Origin of the sequence: Kribbella sp. NPDC059898 (genome assembly GCF_042730855.1) — a bacterium.
Lineage (GTDB): Bacteria > Actinomycetota > Actinomycetes > Propionibacteriales > Kribbellaceae > Kribbella.
The window spans coordinates 123,201-145,307 of sequence record NZ_JBHWKR010000018.1 but is presented as its reverse complement, the minus strand read 5'-3'; the positions used below and the strand labels follow the sequence as shown (position 1 = coordinate 145,307).

Sequence of the window (22,107 nt, the reverse complement as noted above, 5' to 3'; positions counted from 1 at the left end):
GAGTCGGGGCAGCGGAAGCTTACTGAAAACCAGGGCCTTGCCACCGCTCGTACGCTGTGGCACTCTGCTCGACAGGCATACGACGTCAGATGTCTCATGTCCCTCGAGGATGAAGTCCTCGACTCACGTGGAGGTCCCCTGATGAACCCGATCAACCGTGCCGGCGCCTCAGCTGCGGCCGGAGCTGTCAGTCGCCGCAGGTTTCTGCAGGTTGGCGGTGGCCTGTCGCTGGCCGCCGCGCTCAGTGCGTCGATCGGCGCCTGCGGCGGACCGGCCTCGAGCAGTTCGGTCGGGCAGTCCGGTGGTGCGCAGGCGAGCCACATCGACGTCGCCATCGGCTACAACAACAACAGCTCCTGGGATCCGCACAACACGGGTTCGGCGTTCGCCATGGCCGCGCACAACCACATCTACGAGCCGCTGTGGGATGCCCGGCCGCGGACGCGCGAGCCGTTCGCCACGCTGGCTACGGAGTTGCCGGCCGACAAGAACGCGACCGAGTGGACGGTCAAGCTCCGCCAGGGTGCGACGTGGCACGACGGCAAGCCGGTGACCGCCGATGACGTCGTGTACTCGTTCGGCCGGGTGCTGGGCGACAACCCGAAGGTGCTGACCAACGCGTTCTTCGCGCTGTGGCTGGACTCGGTCACCAAGGTGGACGACAGCACCGTGAAGGTGAAGCTGAAGTTCCCGTTCATCGCCGCGTTGCAGCGGTTCGCGATCGTGAAGATCATCCCGAAGCACGTGTTCGACGGGAAGGACGACAACTACTTCAAGGGCGGCGCGAACAGTGTCGGGTCCGGCCCGTTCAAGGTCGCCGCGCACCAAGACACGTCGTTCACGAAGTTCGAGCGGCACGAGGCGTACAACGGTCCGCTCAAGCCGAACGTCAAGAGCATGCAGTGGAACGTGTCGGTCGACTCGGCGGCCCGGGTAGGGCTGCTGACTTCGGGCGCGAGCGCCGTACAGATCTCCGACAACATCCCGCAGGACTCGATCGACAGCCTCAAGGGCAAGGGGCTGACGGTCGAAGGCGTCGACAGCATGAACCTGCTCGGCCTGGTGTTCAACACCGGCAAGGCGCCGTTCGCCGACAAGCGCGTGCGGCAGGCCTTGCGGTACGCGATCGACACCAAGAAGCTGATCGACGTCGCGATCGCGGGCCAGGGCACGCCTGCCACCGCCTTCCTGCACGAGCAGAGCCCGGACTACAACAAGGCCTCCGTGCAGTACACGTACGACGTGGACAAGGCGAAGGCACTCCTCAAGGAGGCCGGCGTCACCACGCCGCTGAACATCCGGCTGTTGTCGACGAACATCTCGTGGACGAAGACCGCGGTCAACACGATCAAGGAATGCTGGGACGCGATCGGCGTCAAGGCGACGCTCGACGTTCAGGAGACGGCGACGTTCAACACCAAGGTGGCGGCCAAGGACCCGGCGGACGTGCTCACGTTCTCGGGCAACCCGAACCAGTTCGGTACCGACGCCGATCTCAACATCCGCTGGTTCTACTCGACCAGCAACGTCTTCCTGCCGTGGAACGGCTGGGACAAGACGCCCGAGTGGAAGGCGTTGTCGGCGCAACTGGACGCTGCGCTGAAGGAACTCGACCCGGCCAAGCACAAGCAGCTGATCGACCAGGCCATGGACACGATCGCCGATCTGGGGGTGATCTACCCGGTGATGCACATGAAGCTCTTCACCGCCTGGGACCCGAAGAAGCTCGACGGCGTGACGCCGCTCGACATCCCGGGCGTCAACCTGCTCGCGGCCAAGCGCACGTCCTGAGCCGGAGGTTCCTGTGGTTCTCGTCCTGAGATTGCTCGGCCGGCGGCTGCTGTCGCTGATTCCGCTGGTGCTGGGGATCGTGCTGTTCGTCTTCGCCGTGATGCAGTTCTCGCCGACCGACCCGGCGATCGCCGTACTCTCGGATGCGCCGATCCCGCCCGACCAGGTCGAGCAGTTCCGGCATGCGCACGGGTTGGACGCTCCGTTCGTCGTCCGCTACGTGTCGTTCCTGGGGCTGCTGATCCACGGTCAGCTCGGGAAGAGTCTCGCCACCGGGCAGCCGGTCACGGATCTCATCACGACGGCGCTGCCGCTCACCCTGCAGCTCACGTTCCTCGGCCTGGTCATCGCGCTGATCGTCGCCGGCGTACTCGGTGTGACGTCCGCGATCTTCCGCGACCGTTGGCCGGACCAAGCGATCCGGGTGGTGACGCTGCTCGGCGTCGCGGCGCCGTCGTTCTGGGTCGCGTTGCTGCTCGTGCAGTGGCTGGCGATCGACCACCCGGTCTTCCCGGCGAGCCGCTACGTGAATCCGGCGGACTCGATCTCCGGCTGGGTGCTGACGATGACGCTGCCCAGCCTCTCGCTGGCGTTCCCGATCGCCGCCCAGCTGACCAGGATCATCCGTACGTCGATGGTCGAGGAGCTCGACCGGGACTACGTCCGCACCGCGCGCGGCGGTGGCCTGCCGCCGATCGTCGTCGTGGGCCGCAACGTCCTGCGCAACGCGCTGATCAACCCGCTCAACGTGATCGGGCTCCGGGTCGGCTATCTGATGGGCGGGGCCGTGGTCATCGAGCAGATGTTCAACCTGCCCGGGATGGGCCAGATCATGATCGAGGGCGTCAAGAACGGCGAGCCCGCGATCGTGCAGGGCGCCGTACTGACGATCGCGCTGGGGTTCGTCGCCATCAACCTGGTCGTCGACGTGTTGTCGATGCTGGCCAACCCGCGTCTGAGGAGTCACACCGCATGAGGAAGCAACTGGCGGAACGGCTGTCTCTTCCGGGCCTCCGTCTCGGCCGGCTGAGCGTGCCGGGCCGGATCGCGCTGGCGCTGATCGTGCTCGTGGTCCTGTTCGTCGTACTGGGCCCGATTCTGGTCGGCACGGATCCGAATCTGCAGCACGTGACCGCGGACAAGGCGCCCGGGCCGGGGCAGTGGCTCGGCCTGGACGCGCAGGGACGCGACATCCTCGCCCGGCTCGCGTACGGCGGCCGGTGGTCGCTGGCCATCGGGATCGGTGCGACGGTGATCGCGCTGGTCGTGGGGTCCGTGATCGGTGCCGTGGCCGCGACGAGCCGACGGGTCGTCGACGAGGTCATCATGCGGGTGCTCGACGTCGTGATGGCGTTTCCCGGGATCGCGCTGGCCGCGGTACTGGTCGCCGTCTTCGGCCGCGCGCTGCCGGTCCTGGTCGCGGCGATCGGTTTCCTGTACACACCGATGGTCGCGCGGATCGTGCGTGCGAACGTGATGGCGCAGTACCGCGAGGACTACGTCGCCGCGGAGCGGATCATCGGGGCGCGGTCGCCGTACATCGTCTGGAAGCACGTGGCGGTCAACTGTGCCGCACCGGTGCTGGTGTTCTGCACGGTGCTCGTTGCCGATGCGATCGTGTTCGAGGCCTCGCTGTCGTTCATCGGCGCGGGCGTCCGCCAGCCGTTCGCGTCGTGGGGCAGTGTCATTGCCGAAGGCAAGGATCTGCTGTTGCTCGGCGGCTGGTGGGCGACCACCTTCCCCGGGCTGTTGATCTTCCTGACCGTGGTGTCGTTGAACATCCTGTCGGAAGGCTTCTCCGACACACTCGCCGCACCATCGGCGCGGCCTGCGGCTGAGCAAGACCCCGCGGTGACCGGCACGACGTCCGAGCCGGGGGCAACCTCGGTCGGCACGACGCAACTGTGGCTGCCGGATCTCGGAGCGGCGGCAGGGCGGATCCGGCGGCGGCTGCGGGACTTCTCCGGCCAGGAACCGATCCTGCGCGTGCAGGATCTGACCATCTCGTTCCCGAAGCGGCACGACGGCGTGAACGTCGTCGACGGGGTGTCGTTCGACGTACGTCCGGGCGAGGTCGTCGGTCTGATCGGCGAGTCGGGCTGTGGCAAGTCGCTGACCTCGCTGGCGACTATCGGGCTCGAGCCCCGCGGCGCGGAGGTCGGCGGGAAAATTCTCTTCGAGGACAGGGACCTGCTGTCCCTGAAGGCGCGGCATCGGCGAGCGGTGATGGGACACCAGATCTCGATGGTGTATCAGGACGCGCTGTCGTCGCTCAACCCGGCGATGACGATCAAGCAGCAGCTCGGCCAGTTCGTCCGCCGCGGCGGCCGTCGTACGGCGACCGAACTCCTCGAACTGGTCAACCTCGACCCGGCCAGGACGCTGAAGGCCTACCCGCACGAGTTGTCGGGCGGTCAGCGGCAGCGGGTCCTGATCGCGATGGCGCTGTCCCGGGACCCGAAGCTGATCATCGCCGACGAACCGACCACCGCACTCGACGTCACAGTGCAGGCGCAGGTGATGAAGCTGCTGCTGAGGCTCAAGGAGGAACTGGGCTTCGCGCTGATCCTTGTCTCGCACGACCTCGCGCTGATGTCCGACATCGCCGACCGGGTCGTGGTCATGTACGGCGGCCAGGTCGCGGAGGCCGGTCCGGTCGACGCGGTTGTCGGCGCCCCGACCCACCACTACACCCGTGGTCTCCTGTCCGCGGTCGTTTCCCTGGAATCGGGAGACGAGGACCTGACCCAGATCCCGGGCGTGGTGCCGTCGCCGGCGGACTTCCCGAGCGGCTGCCGGTTCTCGGACCGCTGTCCAGCCGCGACAGACGTCTGCCGAACTACCGAGCCGCCTGTCGTCGGTGACCTTGCCAGCCATGCGGCGGCCTGTCACCACCCCGCCGGAAGCGCGCTGACTCTCGGCAAGCCACGGAAGGAGGCGATCGTATGAGCACACCGGTCCTTGAGTTGCGCGGCGTACACGTGCGTCACCGCATCGCTGGTTCGCGGCTGTTCGCGAAAGACACCGTCTACGCGTTGACCGGCGCCGACCTGGCCGTAGGGGCCGGCGAGACGGTCGGGATCGTGGGGGAGTCGGGTTGCGGGAAGTCGACGCTGGCCCAGGCGATCGTCGGCCTGCGGCGACCGACCGAGGGCGAGGTCGTGTTCCGCGGCCGCTCGCTGTGGGAGATGTCGGTGTCGCAGCGGCGGATCGAGTTCGGGCGCAACGTCGGCATGATCTTCCAGGACCCGTCGACCGCACTCAACCGCCGGCTGCCGGTCCGGAAGATCCTGCGCGACCCGCTCGATGTCCACCACGTCGGTTCCGACGCCGCACGTGAGGCGTGGGTTCGCGAACTGATGGCGATGGTGGGTCTGCCCAGCAGCGCGGCGGACGCGTTGCCGACGCAGCTGTCCGGCGGCCAGCGCCAGCGGGTGGCGATCGCTCGCGCTCTCGCACTCAAGCCGTCGCTCCTCGTCGCCGACGAGCCGACGTCCGCCCTCGATGTCTCGGTCCGCGCCCAGGTGCTGAACCTCCTGCTCCGGCTCAAGGACGACCTCGGCCTGTCGCTGGTGTTCATCTCGCACGACATCCAGACGGTACGGCGGATGAGCGACCGGATCGTGACGATGTACCTGGGGCGCATCGTCGAGACGGTTCCGTCCGAGGAAACACCTGACGGTGTTCGGCACCCGTACACGTCGGCACTGTTCTCCGCGACGCCCAGCATCCTCGAGGAGATCCATCCGATCCCGCTGACCGGACCGGTGCCGTCGGCGGTGCGTCCGCCGAGCGGCTGTCCCTTCCACCCGCGGTGCTGGAAGGCGACCGCACTCTGCGCGGACGAGATGCCCGAGTTCACCGCCATCGGGCCGGCGCACACGGTGCGCTGTCATCACCGGCTCGATCCCGAAGACCCAGCCACCCTGCCGGACGCGTCCGCGATCACCGACGCGTCCGCCTGAACCGCTCCTTGGAGAACCTTGTGACCACACCTGTCCGGGTTGCCGTTCTCGGCGCCGGCTTCTTCGGCGGAATGCTCGCACGGGCGGCGTTCGACCACCCCGACTTCGAAGTCCTCGCTGTCTGCGACCGTGATCTCGCGGCCGCCGGCCGGCTGGCGGACACGGTCGGCGCCAAGGCCGTCGACGACCTCACGATGCTTGCGCAGGACGACGTACTCGATCTGGTGTTCGTTGCCACCCCGAACCACCTGCACGCCGATCATGTGATCCCCCTGCTCGCAGCGGGGAAGCACGTCTTCGTCGAGAAGCCGATCGCGATCAGCGCGGCCGCCGCGGAGGCGATGCTCGACGCGGCGCGCGCGAACCACCGGAGCCTGCTCGTCGGCCACATCCTCCGCACGCTGCCCGGCGTCGCCCGGGTCCACGCCGAAGTGGTTGCCGGAGGCATCGGTGAGGTCCGGGAGGCGTACGGCGTCCGCTCACGGGTCGTGCACGTTCCGGCCGACTCTGCCGACTGGTGGAAGCTCGATCAGGCCCGCAGCGGTGGTGAGATGCTGCACGAGCTGCACGAACTGGACCTCATCGCCTGGTTCCTCGGCGAGCCAGAGACCGTCGTCACGCTGGGAGGCGACTCCGTGCACCGTACGACGATGAGCTTCGCGTCAGGCGCGGTCGCGCATCACGAACTGTCGACCACCGGGCATGCCGCGGCCTGGGGCTTCCGGGTGACCGGGTCCGAGGCCGCACTCGAGGTGGACTTCCGGGCCGCTGAGGTACGGCGGTACGTCGACGGCACGGTCACGGAATCGTGGGGCGTGCTCGACGACACCGAGGCGAACGAGTCGTTGCGGGCAGGCGCAGCGGGACGGCAGGCGTACCACTCCCACAACGAGTCCACCGCTCCGAGTCCGTTGTGGATGGCAACTGCCGTGACCCACGAGCTGCACGACGTCCTGCGGCAGCTCCGTGGTGGTCACAGCCTGCTCGTCGATGCCCCCGACCTCGCCGTACGCGTCGGCCTCGCTGCCTTGGAATCGGCAGCCGCCGGTGGACGCCCGACCTCGCCGAGGCGAGTCGCGACGGACGCGCGATGACTCGGGTGGCCCTTGTCGGGTCGGGGAACATCGCCCGCGAGCATATCCGGGCCTTGACCGCGATTCCCGGCGTCGAGGTGATGTGGGTCCACGGATCGGACCTCGCCCGGGCACAGTCCGTCGCCGCGCTCTGCCCCGGCGCGGTAGCCACGACCGACCTTGCGCAGGTCCTCGCCGACCCGACCGTAGACGGAGTGGACGTCGCGAACGCGAGCCCGGACCACGCCCGCGCGACGATCGCCGCGGGCCAATCCGGCAAGCACGTGCACGTCGAGAAGCCCGTCGCCCTGTCGTTGGCGGATCTCGATCGGATGGTCGAGGCCACCGTCGATTCGAGCCTGATGGTCGGGCAGACCGTACGGTTCCAGCCGTCGATCGCGACGCTGGCACAAGCAGTGCAAGCCGGTGAGATCGGACGCCCGAGGCTCACGCACGTCAGCTGGTACACCGGCTATGTCTGGCCGGGTGGATGGCGCGGCTGGCAACTGGATCGCGAAAAGTCCGGCGGGCATCCCGTCCACAACGGCACCCACTGTCTCGATCTCGCGGTCTGGCTGCTCGGCCGGGAACCTGTCCGTGTGTTCGCTCGCTCGTTCCCGAGCTACGCCTCGGGTATGCCGGTGCACGACAGCTTCCACCTCACGGTGCGTTTCGACGACGACTCGCTGGCCATGCTGGAGATCTCGTACGCGCTCCGCCGGCACGCCGACTCGCTCCGCCGGATCGTCGTCTCGGGCGACGCCGGCACGCTGACGCACTCGACCGAGGACGATCCGGGGCTGGTGAGTGACGGCGCGCGGCCGGCGCCCAGTTCGACCGAAGGTGCGCTCGACGCACAACTGAGGCACTGGATCGATGTCGTCCGCGGCACGGCCGAACCGATTGTCAAGATCGACGAGGTACGACGCGCACTGGCCGCAGCACTGGCTGCCCAGGAATCGCTCGACACCGGGCGGGCCGTCTCGGTGGGGAGTGTGACCGCATGAGCCGCGAACGATTGCGCGTCGGGTTCCTGTCCGCCGTCCGACACATGCAGCCGTACGCCGCTGCGCTCGCCGCTGACGGGCGGGTCGAACTCGTCGGTGCGGCCGAAGAACCCGCAGCAGCGGACTGGATCAGGGCCGACTCGCGGGCGGCGGCTCAGGTTGTCGGGATACCGTACGTCGAGGATGTCGATGCGTTCCTGGCGTCGGCCGATGCCGTCGTGGTGTGTTCGGAGCCGACGAGGCACGCGCGCCTGGCAGAACGTGTCGTCGAAGCGGGCTTGCATGTTCTGGTCGACAAGCCGGTCGGCGTGGCCGCTGCCGAGGCGGACAAGCTGGCCGCCGTTGCCGCCGGATCGCGCGGCACGGTGAGCGTGGTCAACCGGCGGATGTCACCCGCGGTACGACGCCTGCAGAGATGGATCGATGCCGGACATCTCGGGCTGCCGCTGCACGTCGACGCCGAGTGGTTCGCCAGCGGCGCGCACCTCGCCACCTCGGTCGAGCGTCCCGAACTCGTCGTCGACCCGGCCCTGTCCGGTGGCGGCGAACTCCTGAACTTCCTGCTCTACCCCGTCGACTACATCCGTCAGCTCACCGGGCTCGAGATCGTCGAGGTGTACTGCGAAGCCGCGACACTGTTCGGCGCCGAGCACCGGAAGTCCGGTGTAGAGGACTGCGCCGTCGTGTCACTGCTCCTCGAACGCGGAGTGACCGCCACCGTCACGCTCGGACGCATCCCTGCCGCGCCGGGGATCGGACCGGTCACCAGCACAGTCCGGGTCCTGGGCTCGCACGGGCACGCGGTCGCGGACGACGACCGGCCGCAGGTACGCCGGTACACGACGGAGGGCGGTCTGCGCGTACATCCGATCGGCGGTCCGAGCTCGGACGCGATCATCGAACTCTGCCTGCGTAGCTGGGTGGACGACGTACTGGCCGGCCGGGCGCCGGCGTACGGGCTCGCCGAGGCGCGCAGCACGCTCGCTGTCGTCGACGCGGCGTACGAGTCCTGCCACACCGGTCAGCCCGCCCGGGTGGAGAAGCCATGAACGACGAACTCGAAGGACATCAGGTGAATACCACGACCTTTCGCGGGCTGGTCCCGCCGGTCATCACGCCACTGACCACCGACCGGCAGGTCGACACCGCATCGTTGGAGCGGCTCGTCGACCGGCTGATCACGGCCGGTGTGGACGGCCTGTTCGCGCTCGGCTCGAGCGGTGAGACGGTGCTGCTGCCGGACGCGGCCCGCGACCTCGTGCTCGAGGTCGTGATCAAGACCGCCGACGGGCGGGTTCCCGTCATCGCCGGTGCGATCGAGCCCGCCACCGCGCGCGTCTTCGAGCGGGCGAGACAAGCCGAACGGCTCGGGGCACACGCGATCGTGACGACCGCACCGTTCTACGTCCTGGTCGGCCCGCACGAGATCGAGCGCCACTTCCGGACGGTCGCCGAGGCTGTCGAGTTACCGCTCCTCGCGTATGACATCCCGGTCTGTGTCAGGCAGAAACTGTCGAACGAGTTGCTGCTCCGGCTCGCCCGCGACGGCGTGATCGCGGGCGTCAAGGACTCCAGTGGCGACGACGTCGCCTTCCGGCAACTGCTGGTCGACCTGCGCGACGCCGGTGTGGACGATTTCGCGGCCTTCACCGGCCACGAGGTGATGGTCGACGCGATGCTGCTCGCCGGCGCGGCCGGCTCGGTGCCCGGCCTCGCGAACGTGGACCCGGAGGGCTTCGTCCGGCTGCATCGCGCGGTCGTCTCCGGCGACATCGCCGGCGCCCGCGCCGAGCAGGAGCGACTGACCCGGCTGTTCAAGATCGTGGACGCCGCCGACCCCGCGACCGCGGCCGGCATGACCCGTGGCGCCGGCGCGTTCAAGACCGCGCTCCAGGTACTAGGGGTCATCTCGACGAACGCCATCTCACTCCCGCTACGGCCGCTGGACGCCGCCGAGACCGCACGGATCCACGCGATCCTCGACTCGGTCGGCCTGATCTGACCGATGACACGCGTCGTCATCGCCGCCGACATCGGCGGCACGAAATGCGCGGCCGCGATCGTCGGCCGTACCGGTGAGATCTCCGACGTACGATCGGCGCCGACACCCGGACAGGACGGACCGGACGCGATTCTCCGGACGGTGTCGGGGCTGGTCGCGGATCTCACCGCGCTGTGCGCCGAACGCGGACTCGAGGTGGCGGGACTCGGCATCGGCAGCGCCGGGATCATCGACCCGGACACCGGATGTGTGCTCGCGTCGACGGAGGTCCTGCGGGATTGGGCCGGCGTGCCGCTACGCGCAGCCTTGAGTGAGCGGACCGGCATCGCTGTCGTTGCTGTCGACAACGATGTCCACGCGCATGCTCTCGGTGAGGCTTGGCTTGGGGCGGCATCGAAGGCGAGCAGTGCCTTCTTTGTTGCTGTCGGCACCGGCATCGGAGCCTCGATCGTCATCGACGGCGAGATCTGGCACGGTGAACGCAGTGTCGCGGGGCACTTCGGCCACCTGCCGGTCCCGCACGCCGGCGTTCTGCGGTGCGTGTGCGGCGGATCAGGTCACGTCGAGGCGGTCGCTGCGGGTCCCGCGATGGTCTCGGCGCACAACCGCCGTACCGGCATGGGCCTGAGCTCGCTGGCAGAGGTCGCCGTACTCGCCGAAGCCGGCTCGGAGTCGGCGATCGTGGCCCTCGACTCCGGAGCGCGCGCTCTCGGCTGTGCGGTCGGAGGAGCGGTGAATCTGCTGGATCCATCGATCGTCGTCATCGGCGGCGGGGTCGTCGGTGCCGGTGAACGCTGGTGGGCTCCCATGGAGCAGTCACTGCGCGCGGAGCTCTTGCCGCCACTGCGGGATATTCCCGTCGTACCCGCTGCCCTCGGCTCGGAAGCCGCGCTGATCGGTGCGGCCAGGCTGGCATGGAAGGAGCTCGGATGAGTGTCGTCGAGGCGTTGAAGGGTGGGCTGGTCGTGTCCGTCCAGGCCTATCCGGGAGAGCCGATGCGTGACCCGGACACGATGCGCCGAATCGCCCAGGCCTGCATGCTCGGTGGCGCCGTCGGGATCCGCGCCCAGGGGATCGCCGACCTGGTGGCGATCCGCCCGGTGATCGACCAGCCTCTCATCGGCCTCTGGAAGGACGGTACGACGGGCGTGGTCATCACGCCGACCATCGAGCACGCGATCGCCGTGGCCCGCACCGGCTGCGAGATCGTCGCCATCGACGGCACGCTCCGCCCCCGGCCCGACGGCTCGTCCGTCGCCGACTCGATCGCCGCGATCCACGCCGCCGGCGCCCTCGCGATGGCAGACTGCTCCAGCCTCACCGACGGCCTCGCCGCGGCCGCGGCCGGCGCGGACCTGATCGGTACGACGCTGTCCGGCTACACCGACGACACAGCCAAGACCGACGGCCCCGACCTGGCCCTCGTTACTATCTTCGCCCGCGAACTCGACCGCCCTATCGTCGCCGAAGGCCGCATCCACACTCCCAGCCAGGCCCGGGCGGCCCTCGACGCCGGCGCCCACACGGTCGTCGTAGGCACCGCCATCACCCACCCGACCACCATCACCACCTGGTTCGCCAACTCCGTTCGGCACTCCGATGACAGCGTCGGCAGGTTCGTCTGACATTGGTCGACCTCGCTGGCGCTCTCGGTCCGGAGCATGAGGCCGATCTAGGCATCGGCCCCTCATCGAGGGACCCCAGCCGGACGCCTCGATGGTCTGCGCTCCGTCTTGTGCGGCGGCCTGAAGTTGTTCGGCATCGGTGACAACACGCGAGTCAGACACGACAGTCACGCTCCCGATCGAGGGGATAGGCCGAAATACGACGCACATCGTCAATTGGATAGCTGTAGATATTATAATGATATGATGACTCAATGATCGTAGGTTCTCCGTTGTACGTGCAGGTGGAGACGGCCCTGGTCAGTCGGTTCGGGGTGGATCTGCATCCGGGGGACCGGTTGCCGACCGAGGACGAGTTGATCGAGCAGTTCGGGGTCAGCCGGATCACGGTGCGGCGGGCGATTCAGAATCTGGTGTCGCGGAATCTGGTTGTCACTCGGCAGGGGCGGGGGAGCTTTGTTGCCGCGCCGAAGATCACTCAGCCGCTGACCGCGCTGACCGGATTCGTCGAGGACATGGAGGCGCAGGGTCTGCACACTCGCGCGCGGGTGTTGCTGGTCGACGAGATCGCCGCGCCTCCTGCTGCCCGTGCCGCGCTGCAGTTGCCGCTGGGTGCCACCGTGACCCACATCGAGCGTGTGCGGCTCGCGGCCGGGCACCCGATCTCCTTCGACCGTACCTATCTGGTTCCCGAGCTCGGAGGGCTTGTCGCCAAGGGGGATCTGGAGAGCGAGCCGATCTTCACCTTGCTGGAGGAACGGCACGGCACGCCCTTGGTAGAGGCCGACTACGGTCTCCAGGCCAGCACCGCCGACTCGGCGGTGGCGGCCGCGCTCGGAGTCGAGGAAGGGAGCGCCGTATTCCGGATCGAGAGGACTTCCTACACGACCGGTCACAGGCCGGTGGACTACGAGGTCCTGCACTACCGGGGCGACACGATCACCTTCACCACCCGCCTGTCCCGCCCGGCGGCTGACCTGTGACGGTTGCTCTGTTCGCGGTGTTGTTTTTCGGTGCACTGGCCGCGGGTGCGCTGGGCAGCGCGCTCGGGATGGCTGGCGGCATCTTCGTCGTACCACTCCTGACACTGGTTGCAGACACCTCGTTCTCCACAGCAGTCGGGGTGAGCCTGGTTTCCGTCATCGCCTGCTCGTGTGCCAGTGCGCCTGGGTTCCTGAGCGCCGGTCTGGCGAATCTCCGGCTGGCGGTGGTGCTGGAGGTCGCGACGACGCTCGGGGCGATAGTCGGGGTGCTGATGATCGGCGCAGTCCCGAACGGGCTTCTGTACGGCATCTTCGCCGCAGTGCTCGTCGCGTCGGCGATTCAGCTAATGACGGGCCGGCGTCCACGTCGTTCGCCAGCGGCGTCCGGGCGCCACCAGGCGCTGGATGCGACGTACGTCGACCATGACGGAAGCCCGGTCGCCTACCGAGTGACGCGCCTGCCATTGGGGCTGATGTTGATGTTCGGTGCGGGCGCGCTCTCCGCGCTGCTGGGGATCGGCAGCGGCGTGCTCAAGATTCCGGCGATGGACGCCGCGATGAGATTGCCGATCAAAGCCTCCGCCGCCACGGCGAACCTCATGATCGGGGTCACCGCCTGCGGTGCCGCGGCCGCGTATCTCGTGGGCGGCACGCTCGACCTGGCGCTGACTGGTCCCGTTGTTCTCGGCTCGCTTGCCGGCTCGGTCGTGGGAGCGCGCATCCTGGTGCGCGCGGCCGGACCGGGGCTGCGTGTCGTCTTCATGATCGTGCTGCTGGGACTGGCTGTGCCGATGACGATGAACGCCGTCGGGCTTGGCTGACTCGTGACTCAGCCCCAGGAACCTGATAGCTCCCTTGCCGACCGCATCGCAGCCATGATGCGGGCAGGCGTGACCCTGGCCGCAGCGCTTCTCGTCGCAGGCGTGTTGTCCCGCTGCCTTGGTGCGACCCGGGCGTCCGTTGTGCTGCTGATGTCAGGGTGCGGTGCTCTCATTTTGTTGCCGGTGGCAAGACTGGTGATGATGTTCGGTCACTTCGTAGGACGCGCGAATGCATCGCTGGCCGTCGTGACCGCACTGGTGATCCTGTTGATCATCGCCGGTTCCGCCGTGGGGATCGGGCGTTGACCCGTGGCCGTACCGGTGTCGGCCGAGATGCGGTAGACATGTGGGATGGGCCGGGAGCCTGATCGCGTGCGGTTTCGGAGGACGGCTCGATCGCTGGGCGGGGACGATCGTCGTCCTGGACGCGGCCGGCCTCAGCCTGTTCGCGGTGAGCGGCGCCAGCAAGGGGATGGAGTTCGGGGTAGGCGTCGGGCAGGCGGTCATCCTCGCTGCGGTCACCGCGGTGGGCGGCGGGACGATCCGCGGCATGCTGATCAGCTGGATCCCGTTGGTATGGCGCAGCGAGCTGTACGCGATCCCCGCGCTGGCGGCCGCACTGGTCGTCGCGGTGACCCACCGGCTACACATGTACGGCGTACCGGCAGTTGAACTCCCGGAGGCTGGACCGATCGTGGAGGCGAGGCTCATGATCGGGGCACTGACGGGTATTGCTGGGAAGGTGGTCTACCGAGGAGGAGCGGTGAAGGTTGGTGTGGTTGGGGTCGGGGCCGTCGGTGCGGCCGCCACGATGGCTTTGCTGGCTCGTGGGTGTGCTCGCGAGATTGTCCTCGTCGACAGCAACGCTGCTCGGGCCAAGGGCGTGGCGTTGGACATGGCCTACGGCATACCGCTGCTTCCTGCGGTGGATCTGATGGCCGGGGACGCCGGTGACCTGGCCGATGCGTCCTTGCTGACCGTCACGGCGGGGGTGAACGAGGCGGCCGGCGGTGCGACCGACCGCAGCGATGCGTCCGGGCGGCTGCGCCTGCTGGACCGTAACGCGGCGATCTACCGGGAACTGATCCCGGAGCTGGTCGAGGCTGCGCCGCAGGCTACCATCATGGTAGTGGCCGACCCTCCGGATCCCCTCGCTGACCTGACCCGCACCTTGGCGGGGCATGATCGGGTGTTCTCCACCGGCACCGTGCTGGACAGCCGGCGCTTCCGCGTGCACCTGGGCGAGATACTGCAGGTGCTACCGGCGGATGTGCGCGCGATGGTCGTGGGCGAGCACGGCACAAGTGAGGTGCTGCTGTGGTCCTCAGCGGTCGTGGCCGGCGTGCCCGTACTCGACATCTTGACCCAACGGGGTGAGCCCGTCGCGACGGTGCGGGAGCAGGTGGAGTCCGAGATCCGCTATGCGAACATCAGCATCATCGAGGGCATCGGTGCGAGCCAGTACGGGATCGGGGTCGTCGTGGGACGCTTGGCCGAGGCGGTTCTGCGGGACGAGCGGGCGTTGTTCACGGTGGCGGCGTACCAGCATGACTACCGAGTGACGCTCTCGTTGCCGTCGGATCTCGGCGCCGACGGCGTACACCATATGCATCTGCCGATCATGACCGATGAAGAACACGAAGCGCTGGAGCGCAGCGCCCACGCTCTGAGGGAGGCAAGGGCCACGATCTGACCGGGCGGCGCATGGCAGTCGCCTGCCATGCGCCGCCCTGCGCTAGTTGGTGGTCACGGTCACCGAACTCTCGGTTGGGGTCTGGCCGGGGCGCTTGATGGACAGGGTTGCGACGTACGTCGCGGGGGTGTTGAAGGTTCGGGTGGCTGACGCCTGGAGCGGGCCGTTCAGGCGCATCAGGGAGATGCTTCCTTCCTTGGGCTGGGTCAAGGTGATCGGCTCGGTGGTTCCGTCGTTCCAGGTGACGGTCGCGGTGAGTCCGGCTGTGGTTTCGCCGGGGGCGGTGACGATCCACTCGACGGTTGCCGGAGTGCCTGCGGGGGTGGTGAGATCGTTGCCGTGGGCAGCGATCGTCCAGGGGACGTCGGCGGTCGGGAAGAAGTTCGTTCCGCTGAGTGTCAGGCGGCCGCCGAGCTTGGCGAGGCGGGTGGTGAAGTCGCCGTAGTTGCGAAGGTTCTGTGGTGTCCAGCCGACCTCGGCGGTTGCGGCGATGCGGGGGTAGGCGTAGTACTCGGCCTGGTCGATGTGGCGGATGAACTCGCCCCAGAGCGCGGACTCGACGCCGAGGACGTCGGACTGGCCGATGCCTGGGATGTAGGTTCCTGGATCCCAGTTGTAGTGGCGGTCGAGGCCGCAGGGGCCACCGCAGGCCCACGTTCCGCCGACGGGCTGGCGTGCGTCCTGCTTCTGTGGCACGTAGGTGTTCGAGGCGGGCGACAGCACGACCTTCGCTCCGCGGTCCCGTACGGCGTTCGCGACGGCTGTCCGGTCGCCGTTCCAGTACTGGATGACCGCGTTGTCCCGGGGGAGTGCGGTGCCGGCGTACTCGTTCCATCCCACGACGGTCTTGCCGAGGGCGGCGGCCTGGGCGGCGAAGCGGTCGACCATGGTGACGTAGTCGGCGTGGCTGGTTACGTGCGCCTCGTCGCCGCCGATGTGCAGGTACGGTCCGGGAGTCAGGCGCGCGATCTCGGTGAGGACGTGCTGGACGAACTCGTACGTGACCTCGCTGTTCGCGTCGAGGGAGGAGTACCCCACGTTCGGGGTGCCGTTGCTCGGCACGGTTTCCTGGCCGGCGGCCGGTCGTGGTTGCGAGCCGGCGGTGTTGAGTTGGGGGATTGCGTGCAGAGCAGCGTTGATGTGGGACGGTACGTCGATCTCCGGGATCACCGTCATCCCGTTCACGCCGGCGTACCGGACGATCTCGGCGTAGTCGGCCTTGGTGTAGTAACCGGTGACGCCGAGTTCGGTGCCCATCAGTTGGCCACTGGAGTTGTAGGTCATCGCGGTCGCGCCGCTGACCTTGGTGAGCAGGCCGTAGTCGATACCCGACGGGTTGACGGCCGGGTTACCGACGGCGATTCGCCAGCCCTGGTCGTCGGTCAGGTGCAGGTGCAGCCGGTTGATCTTGAACCGCGCCGCGTCGTCGATGTACCGCTTCACCTCGGGCACCGGGTAGAAGCTCCGTGCGACATCGAGCATTACACCGCGGTGCGCGAAGCGTGGGTAGTCGGTGATCGACACCGCCGGCACCGTCCACGAATAGCTCACAGGGGTCCGCGACTCGATCCATTGTGGTAACAACTGACGCAGAGTCTGAACCCCGTTGAGCGCGCCGTTCGTCGTACTAGCGACTAGGTCGACCCGCTGATCCGACACGGTGAGGTGATAGCCCTCTGCCTCATGGCCCGCGGGTCCACCGCCAGGGCGTACTCGGACGATGATCGGAGCCGGGCTGTTGCCTCTCGGTCCGTCGGGGATCGCGGCGTCGGATACCGGTGTGACCGGAAGGTCGAAGCCGGTCGCAGGACGCAGCGCCGAGGCGAGATACCTCGCCGGGGCGACGGCAGCCGGGCCGGCCGCGAGGATCCGGGTCCCGGCGCCGAGGCCGAACGGCGCGCCGCCGGGCTCGGTGACCGAGACCGGCTTCGGGACCAGCCCGAGTCCGGGCGCCACGGCCGGCTCGGGCTGGTCGTAGATCTCGAACTCCGACAGCGAGTAGCCGTACTGGGAGAACCGTTGCTTGCCCTGCATCCGGACGAAGCTGATTGGTGTTTCGGACTGCACGTCGACCACATCGGTCCGTGGGCACGCATCCCGTTGGACACGGGTGACGTCGTGCCAGGCGGTGCCGTCGGTCGAGGTCTGCAGCACGTAGTCACGGGCGCAGGCGTTGGGCCAGCGCAGTACGACGTGATCGACGTGTGCGGGGCTCGCGAGTTTCACCTGCACCCAGTTGTCGTCCTGGTAGCCGGACGACCATCTGGTGTCGGTCCGGCCGTCCTTGGCGAAGGCGGTCCCGAATCTGCTGGAGTCGTTGAGTTCCACGCTGGACGCGGTCGCAGTGCCGTTGAGCGCAAGGTTCACTGGTTGTGTAGTCGCTCCGGCAGTCGGCGTCGCTGCTGTGAGGGTTGCTGCGATGACAAGGCCGGCGAGGGCGAGCAGGCGTCGTCGGGGTGAGGTCGAGAGAGCGGACATGTCAGTCCTTCCCGGTCGGGCGGTGGTCCTCATACGGTGTGTCGGCGTACTGATGCTGGAGCCGTCGCAGCTCTGTCTCGAGCTGGGCGCGGACGACGGCGTGCGCGGGATCGTCGGCGATGTTGTGGAGCTCGTGCGGATCCGCCCGCAGGTCGTACATCTCCCACTCGGGCGGGTAGCTCGTGTCGGCGGCGCCGTCGACGCCGAGGCCGTCGGCGTAGAAGTAGACGAGTTTGTGGGTCGGGGTGCGTACGCCGTAGTGCGCCCAGGCGTGGTGGTTGGGGTCGTCGTGCTCCCAGTAGCGGTAGTACATCGACTGCGGCCAGTCGGACGGCGTAGTGCCGGTCAGTACCTGACGGAAGCTGCGACCCTGCGAGGTAGGGAGTTCCTGGTCGGGGTCGATGCCGCACAGGTCCAGGAGGGTCGCGGCCACGTCGACGTTGGTGACGATGTCGCCGGCGTCGTACTCGCGGGGATGGTGCCGGGCCGGCTGACCAGGAACGGCATCTGGAGCGATTCGTCGTACATGAACCGCTTGTCGTACCAGCCGTGGTCGCCGAGGAAGAAGCCTTGGTCGGAGGTGTAGACGACGATCGTGTCGTCGCGCAGGCCGTGCTCGTCGAGGTAGTCGAGGACGCGGCCGACGTTGTCGTCGACCGATTGGACGCATTGGAGGTAGTCGCGCAAATAACGCTGGTACATCCAGCGGGTCCGGTCGGTGCGGCGGTCGTCGCCCTTGAGCTCGTCGGGCAGTTCTTCCTTGACGTCGCCGGGCTGCAGGTCGTCGGCGAGTGTCATCGCGGCGGCGCGGGCCGCTGAGCTCCGGGTCGCGTAGTCGTCGAACAAGGTGTCCGGCTCGGGAATGGAGCCGATCGGGTAGAGGTCCTTGTGCTTGGGGTCCGGGATCCACGGGCGGTGCGGGGCCTTGTGGTGGATCATCAGGCAGAACGGTTGTTCAGGTTCCAGCCCCGACAGCCAGTCCAGGCTGAGGTCTGTCACGATGTCCGTGGCGTACCCCGGTGTGACCTCGGCGCCGGTCGGGCTGATCATCAGCGGGTCGACGTACTCGCCCTGGCCGGGAAAGATCCGCCAGTCGTCGAAGTCCCGCGGCAGCGATTCCTCCGACTCGCCCAGATGCCACTTGCCGAACAGGGCTGTCTTGTACCCGTGCCGGCGCAGCACCGCGGGGTACGTCGGCGTGCGGTGGTCGAACTCCGAGTAGATCGACGGTACTCCGTTGACGTGGCTGTAGGTGCCGGTCAGCAGTGATGCCCGGGACGGTGAACAGATGGAATTGGTGCAGTACATGGCGTCGAGGCGTACGCCGTCGGCGGCGATCCGGTCGATGTGCGGTGTGTTGTTGATCCTGCTGCCGTACGCCGAGATCGCGTGCGCGGCGTGGTCGTCGGTGAGGATGAAGACGAGGTTGGGCACGCGATCACGCCTTCGCGAACTCGGCGCCGAGGTAGAACTCCTTGGCGGGCGCCGGAGTCTTCACCTTGCCGATCCGGGTGAACAGCTTGCCCAGGGTGTCGAGCCAGCCGTCGATCGTCCCGTCGGCGCTCTTGGCAACCAACTCTTCGGTCGGCAGCACCTTGACGAACTTGGCCTCGGACTCCAGCCCTGCCTTCGGTGCCTTGAGGAAGCCGGCGAGCAGATCGACGGCGTCGGTACGGTGGTCGTGGTTCCACTGGTTGGCGTCCTTGGCGACGCCCTGGAACCGCTTGAGCAGGTCGGCGCGTTGGGTGATGTCCGGTCCGGCGACGAGTGCGGACGGGAAGGCTAGCTCGGGGAAGTCCGTGGACTTGACCAGCTCGACCAGGTCCGGTTTGCGGGCGGTGACCGTGGCGACGTGCGGGTACCAGATCGCGGCGCCCTGGATCTGTCCGGAGATGAAGGCCGAGATGGCGGTCGGCGGGTCCATGACGACGCGTTTGATGTCGCTCATCGTCATTCCCTCCTTCTCCAGCGCGAGGTTGAGCAGCATGTCGCCACTGGTTCCCTCCGGGACGCCGACGGGTTTACCGGCGAGATCCTTGAGACTCGCGGTCCCGGGCTGTGCGATGACCCGGTCGGCCTGTCCAAGGGACACCAGGGCGACGACCTTGGCCTTGCCGGACATCGGCAACCAGAGCGCGCCGGGACCGATGTAGGCGAAGTCGACGTTGCCGGTGCCGAGCGCCTGGATGGCCAGCGGGCCGCTGGTGAAGACGCTTGTTTTCGCGCGGAGACCGTGCTTGTCCCAGAGCTTGAGCTTGTCGGCCACGGCGACCGTCGAGGCGCCGTTGCCGTCGGCGATGTAACCGACCTTGACGTCGGTCAGCTTGCTGTCGCCGGCCGCGCCGGAGCAACTGGTGACGAGTGGGGCGGCGGCCAGGCCGGCGATGCTGCCCAGCAGGGTCCGGCGGGAGAGCGACGTGTTCATGCGATGTCCTTGGTTTCCTGGTGGTACACGGAGTTCCAGACGTGGTTGCGCAGCTGCGCAAAATCGTCCGAGAGCCGAATCGTCTCGGTTCTGGGATACGGCAGGTCGACGGGGATGATCGAGTGGATCCGGCCGGGCCGGGCGGCCATCACGACGACCCGGTTGGCGAGGTAGACCGCCTCGTCGACGTCGTGGGTGATGAACAGGACGGTGCGCTTCTCCTCGGTCCAGGTCGCGAGCAACTGGTCCTGCATGCGAACCCGGGTGAGCGCGTCGAGCGCACCGAACGGCTCGTCCATCAGCAGTACGCTCGGATTCACCGCGTAGGCGCGGGCGATGGCGCAGCGTTGTTTCATGCCGCCGGACAGGTTCTTCGGCAACGCGTCGGAGAAGTCGGACAGGCCGACCAGACCGAGGATCTCGTCCACGCGGCGGCGTCGTTCGGCAGCGGGCATCCTGGCGAGCTCAAGTCCGAACTCGACGTTCTTCCGGACGGTCAGCCATGGGAACAGGGCGTACTGCTGGAAGATCACGCCGCGTTCCGGACCCGGACCCGTGACGCGCGTGCCGTCGACCCGGACCTCGCCGTACGTAGGTGTCAGCAGTCCGGCCGCCAGGTTGAGCATGGTGGACTTGCCGCAGCCCGACGGTCCGACGACCGTGACGAACTCGTTGGCGGCGATGTCGAGGCTGACCCGGTCGACCGCAGTGAACGGCGCGCCGTTCAGCTCGAACACGCTGGAGATCGAGTCGAAGGCGATCTTGGGTTGGGCATTCATCGGCGCTCCTGCCACGAGGTGAGTCTGCGGTCGGCCCACAACAGGCAGCGGTCCATCAGCAGCCCGAGAACGCCGATGGTGACGAGTCCGACGAAGATGGTCGCGATGTCGTAGTAGACCTGCGCTTGCTGCATGCGGTAGCCGAGGCCCTGCTGGGCCGCGATGAGTTCCGCGGCGACGAGCGTCGCCCAGGAGGCGCCGAGCCCTTGTCGCATCCCGACCAGGATGAACGGGACCGAGGCCGGTACGGCGATCCGCCGGAAGATGACCCAGTCGCTCGCGCCGCGCACCCGGCCGGCGTTGATCAGCGTGCGGTCGACGGTCACAACTCCCTGGAACGTCGCGATGACGCAGACGAGGAAACTGGCGAGGGTGATCACGAAGATCTTCGGTACCTCGCCGATGCCCATCAGCACGATCGCGAGCGGGATGATCGCCAGCGGTGGAATCGTGCGGAAGAACTGGATCCATGGCTCGGCGATCGCCCGGCCGGTCCGGTACCAGCCCATCAGGAAGCCCACCGGGACGGCCAGCCCACAGCCGATCACGAACCCGATCAGCACGCGCCGGAGACTGGCGGCGATGTCCCCGGGCAAGGTCCCGTCCGCGACGAGTTGACCGAAGCGCACTGCTACGTCGAGCGGGCTGGGCATCGTCGCGGGATTGAGCGCGGCGGCCAGCCACCACAGAGCGACACCTGCACAGACGGAGGCAAGGCTGATCAGGCCTGAGCGGCTCGCCCGGCGCCGCACTCCGGTATCGCTCGCGGCCGTCGTGACCGGCTCCGCGCTGGTGCTGACCGGACTCACGACGGGGTCCCGTCGAAGGGCGACCTGAGCTGGGCCGGACGGCCGCCGTTCTGCTTGATCAGGGTCAGTTCGCGCTCGGTCAGTTCGAGCCACGAGATGTACAGCGAGGTCGAGGCCCAGCCCCGGGAGTGCGTGAGCCAGTCGATGTACGCGAGCCAGTCGGGCTCGATGGACGGCACGGGGTCGACGTCCGTCGAGCCGCTGAACGGTCCGCCCTCATCCGCGCGCTGCTTGATGCGGTAGTCGAGTTCGGTTCGGACGATGTCCAGCGCGTAGTCGACACCGAGTTGCCCGGCGAAGTTGAGCCGGACCACGAACGCCGGATCCATCGGCCGCGGCGCCGGCACGAACGGCTCACGGGCCCAGTCGATCAACGCCTCCTCACCGGCCTCCGTGAGGCTGTACACCTTGCCGTCCGGGCCGGTGTCACGCCGGTCCACGGTCGCCTCGATCCAGCCCCGTTCGGTCAGGTCCGCGAGCGCCCGGTAGATGGGCGACATGTTCGCGCGGCGCCCGAGGAAGATCCCGTCCTTGCGCAGCCAGCGGCCGAGGTCGTACCCGGTCGCCGGCCGCCGCGCCAGCAGGCCGAGTAGTGCGTAGTCCGGGGCCATGCCCGCTCCGATCCTCGAGATCAAAATAGCCAACTGGGCATACTG

General features: G+C 67.9%; 19 protein-coding genes and 1 pseudogene. 14 read left to right on the top strand and 6 right to left on the bottom strand.

What is annotated here, in order from left to right:
* The first annotated feature begins 141 nt into the window (after positions 1–141).
* The 14 genes from ACFV9C_RS38800 (at position 142) to ACFV9C_RS38735 (ending at position 14,960) form a co-directional block, all read left to right on the top strand.
* A complete protein-coding gene (locus ACFV9C_RS38800) occupies positions 142–1,791 on the top strand; it encodes an ABC transporter substrate-binding protein (protein WP_380201900.1) in 1,650 nt (549 codons plus the stop codon).
* A gap of 13 nt (positions 1,792–1,804) precedes the next feature.
* Entirely contained in the window at positions 1,805–2,767 is a 963-nt protein-coding gene (locus ACFV9C_RS38795; RefSeq protein ID WP_380201898.1) for an ABC transporter permease, read from the top strand.
* Complete coding sequence (locus ACFV9C_RS38790; RefSeq protein WP_380201897.1) at positions 2,764–4,740, top strand: dipeptide/oligopeptide/nickel ABC transporter permease/ATP-binding protein; 1,977 nt, start codon at positions 2,764–2,766, stop codon at positions 4,738–4,740. Before ACFV9C_RS38795 ends, ACFV9C_RS38790 begins: the two co-directional genes overlap by 4 nt.
* A complete protein-coding gene (locus ACFV9C_RS38785; RefSeq protein WP_380201895.1) occupies positions 4,737–5,756 on the top strand; it encodes an oligopeptide/dipeptide ABC transporter ATP-binding protein in 1,020 nt (339 codons plus the stop codon). The genes ACFV9C_RS38790 and ACFV9C_RS38785 overlap by 4 nt, the downstream gene beginning before the upstream one ends.
* Positions 5,757–5,776: 20 nt before the next feature.
* Positions 5,777–6,850 (top strand): Gfo/Idh/MocA family protein, encoded by a 1,074-nt coding sequence (locus ACFV9C_RS38780; RefSeq protein ID WP_380201893.1) that lies wholly within the window; start codon positions 5,777–5,779, stop codon positions 6,848–6,850.
* On the top strand, positions 6,847–7,836 hold the full coding sequence (locus ACFV9C_RS38775; protein ID WP_380201891.1) for a Gfo/Idh/MocA family protein: 990 nt from the start codon (positions 6,847–6,849) through the stop codon (positions 7,834–7,836). Before ACFV9C_RS38780 ends, ACFV9C_RS38775 begins: the two co-directional genes overlap by 4 nt.
* Positions 7,833–8,885 carry a Gfo/Idh/MocA family protein gene (locus ACFV9C_RS38770; protein ID WP_380201889.1) on the top strand — a complete coding sequence of 351 codons (1,053 nt, stop codon included), beginning with the start codon at positions 7,833–7,835 and terminating at the stop codon, positions 8,883–8,885. The genes ACFV9C_RS38775 and ACFV9C_RS38770 overlap by 4 nt, the downstream gene beginning before the upstream one ends.
* A complete protein-coding gene (locus ACFV9C_RS38765) occupies positions 8,882–9,838 on the top strand; it encodes a dihydrodipicolinate synthase family protein (RefSeq protein WP_380201888.1) in 957 nt (318 codons plus the stop codon). The genes ACFV9C_RS38770 and ACFV9C_RS38765 overlap by 4 nt, the downstream gene beginning before the upstream one ends.
* A 3-nt stretch (positions 9,839–9,841) precedes the next feature.
* On the top strand, positions 9,842–10,771 hold the full coding sequence (locus ACFV9C_RS38760) for an ROK family protein (RefSeq protein WP_380201886.1): 930 nt from the start codon (positions 9,842–9,844) through the stop codon (positions 10,769–10,771).
* Entirely contained in the window at positions 10,753–11,463 is a 711-nt protein-coding gene (locus ACFV9C_RS38755; RefSeq protein ID WP_380201884.1) for an N-acetylmannosamine-6-phosphate 2-epimerase, read from the top strand. Before ACFV9C_RS38760 ends, ACFV9C_RS38755 begins: the two co-directional genes overlap by 19 nt.
* Before the next feature lie 254 nt (positions 11,464–11,717).
* Positions 11,718–12,446 (top strand): GntR family transcriptional regulator, encoded by a 729-nt coding sequence (locus ACFV9C_RS38750; protein WP_380201882.1) that lies wholly within the window; start codon positions 11,718–11,720, stop codon positions 12,444–12,446.
* Entirely contained in the window at positions 12,443–13,267 is an 825-nt protein-coding gene (locus ACFV9C_RS38745; RefSeq protein ID WP_380201880.1) for a sulfite exporter TauE/SafE family protein, read from the top strand. The genes ACFV9C_RS38750 and ACFV9C_RS38745 overlap by 4 nt, the downstream gene beginning before the upstream one ends.
* A 3-nt stretch (positions 13,268–13,270) precedes the next feature.
* Entirely contained in the window at positions 13,271–13,573 is a 303-nt protein-coding gene (locus tag ACFV9C_RS38740; protein WP_380201878.1) for a hypothetical protein, read from the top strand.
* Between the two features lie 40 nt (positions 13,574–13,613).
* Positions 13,614–14,960, top strand: coding sequence for a TRIC cation channel family protein (locus ACFV9C_RS38735; protein WP_380201876.1), 1,347 nt, complete (start codon positions 13,614–13,616; stop codon positions 14,958–14,960).
* A 42-nt stretch (positions 14,961–15,002) separates the two neighbouring features.
* Here ACFV9C_RS38735 and ACFV9C_RS38730 read toward each other — a convergent pair whose 3' ends face one another.
* The 6 genes and pseudogenes from ACFV9C_RS38730 to ACFV9C_RS38705 all read right to left on the bottom strand — a co-directional run bounded on the left by ACFV9C_RS38730 (position 15,003) and on the right by ACFV9C_RS38705 (position 22,062).
* Entirely contained in the window at positions 15,003–17,438 is a 2,436-nt protein-coding gene (locus tag ACFV9C_RS38730; protein ID WP_380201874.1) for a family 20 glycosylhydrolase, read from the bottom strand.
* A gap of 1 nt (position 17,439) precedes the next feature.
* A pseudogene (locus ACFV9C_RS38725) lies at positions 17,440–18,872 on the bottom strand (sulfatase).
* Positions 18,873–18,876: 4 nt separating this feature from the next.
* Positions 18,877–19,863: an aliphatic sulfonate ABC transporter substrate-binding protein gene (locus ACFV9C_RS38720; protein WP_380201872.1), complete on the bottom strand. Its 987-nt coding sequence runs from the start codon at positions 19,861–19,863 to the stop codon at positions 18,877–18,879.
* The gene (locus ACFV9C_RS38715) at positions 19,860–20,642 is read right to left on the bottom strand and encodes an ABC transporter ATP-binding protein (protein WP_380201870.1); all 783 of its coding nucleotides are present in this window, start codon (positions 20,640–20,642) and stop codon (positions 19,860–19,862) included. Before ACFV9C_RS38715 ends, ACFV9C_RS38720 begins: the two co-directional genes overlap by 4 nt.
* Positions 20,639–21,451: an ABC transporter permease gene (locus tag ACFV9C_RS38710; RefSeq protein WP_380201868.1), complete on the bottom strand. Its 813-nt coding sequence runs from the start codon at positions 21,449–21,451 to the stop codon at positions 20,639–20,641. The genes ACFV9C_RS38715 and ACFV9C_RS38710 overlap by 4 nt, the downstream gene beginning before the upstream one ends.
* The gene (locus ACFV9C_RS38705) at positions 21,448–22,062 is read right to left on the bottom strand and encodes a PadR family transcriptional regulator (protein ID WP_380201867.1); all 615 of its coding nucleotides are present in this window, start codon (positions 22,060–22,062) and stop codon (positions 21,448–21,450) included. The genes ACFV9C_RS38710 and ACFV9C_RS38705 overlap by 4 nt, the downstream gene beginning before the upstream one ends.
* Positions 22,063–22,107: the final 45 nt, after the last annotated feature.

What these genes read in the sequence shown, in the direction of transcription:
- ACFV9C_RS38790 (WP_380201897.1), top strand. Translation starts at nt 2,764, where the DNA reads ATGAGGAAGCAACTGGCGGAACGGCTGTCTCTTCCGGGCCTCCGTCTC.
- ACFV9C_RS38760 (WP_380201886.1), top strand. Translation starts at nt 9,842, where the DNA reads ATGACACGCGTCGTCATCGCCGCCGACATCGGCGGCACGAAATGCGCG.
- ACFV9C_RS38705 (WP_380201867.1), bottom strand. Translation starts at nt 22,062, where the DNA reads ATGGCCCCGGACTACGCACTACTCGGCCTGCTGGCGCGGCGGCCGGCG.
- ACFV9C_RS38715 (WP_380201870.1), bottom strand. Translation starts at nt 20,642, where the DNA reads ATGAATGCCCAACCCAAGATCGCCTTCGACTCGATCTCCAGCGTGTTC.
- ACFV9C_RS38755 (WP_380201884.1), top strand. Translation starts at nt 10,753, where the DNA reads ATGGAAGGAGCTCGGATGAGTGTCGTCGAGGCGTTGAAGGGTGGGCTG.
- ACFV9C_RS38720 (WP_380201872.1), bottom strand. Translation starts at nt 19,863, where the DNA reads ATGAACACGTCGCTCTCCCGCCGGACCCTGCTGGGCAGCATCGCCGGC.
- ACFV9C_RS38800 (WP_380201900.1), top strand. Translation starts at nt 142, where the DNA reads ATGAACCCGATCAACCGTGCCGGCGCCTCAGCTGCGGCCGGAGCTGTC.
- ACFV9C_RS38770 (WP_380201889.1), top strand. Translation starts at nt 7,833, where the DNA reads ATGAGCCGCGAACGATTGCGCGTCGGGTTCCTGTCCGCCGTCCGACAC.
- ACFV9C_RS38785 (WP_380201895.1), top strand. Translation starts at nt 4,737, where the DNA reads ATGAGCACACCGGTCCTTGAGTTGCGCGGCGTACACGTGCGTCACCGC.
- ACFV9C_RS38775 (WP_380201891.1), top strand. Translation starts at nt 6,847, where the DNA reads ATGACTCGGGTGGCCCTTGTCGGGTCGGGGAACATCGCCCGCGAGCAT.
- ACFV9C_RS38730 (WP_380201874.1), bottom strand. Translation starts at nt 17,438, where the DNA reads ATGTCCGCTCTCTCGACCTCACCCCGACGACGCCTGCTCGCCCTCGCC.
- ACFV9C_RS38765 (WP_380201888.1), top strand. Translation starts at nt 8,882, where the DNA reads ATGAACGACGAACTCGAAGGACATCAGGTGAATACCACGACCTTTCGC.
- ACFV9C_RS38750 (WP_380201882.1), top strand. Translation starts at nt 11,718, where the DNA reads ATGATCGTAGGTTCTCCGTTGTACGTGCAGGTGGAGACGGCCCTGGTC.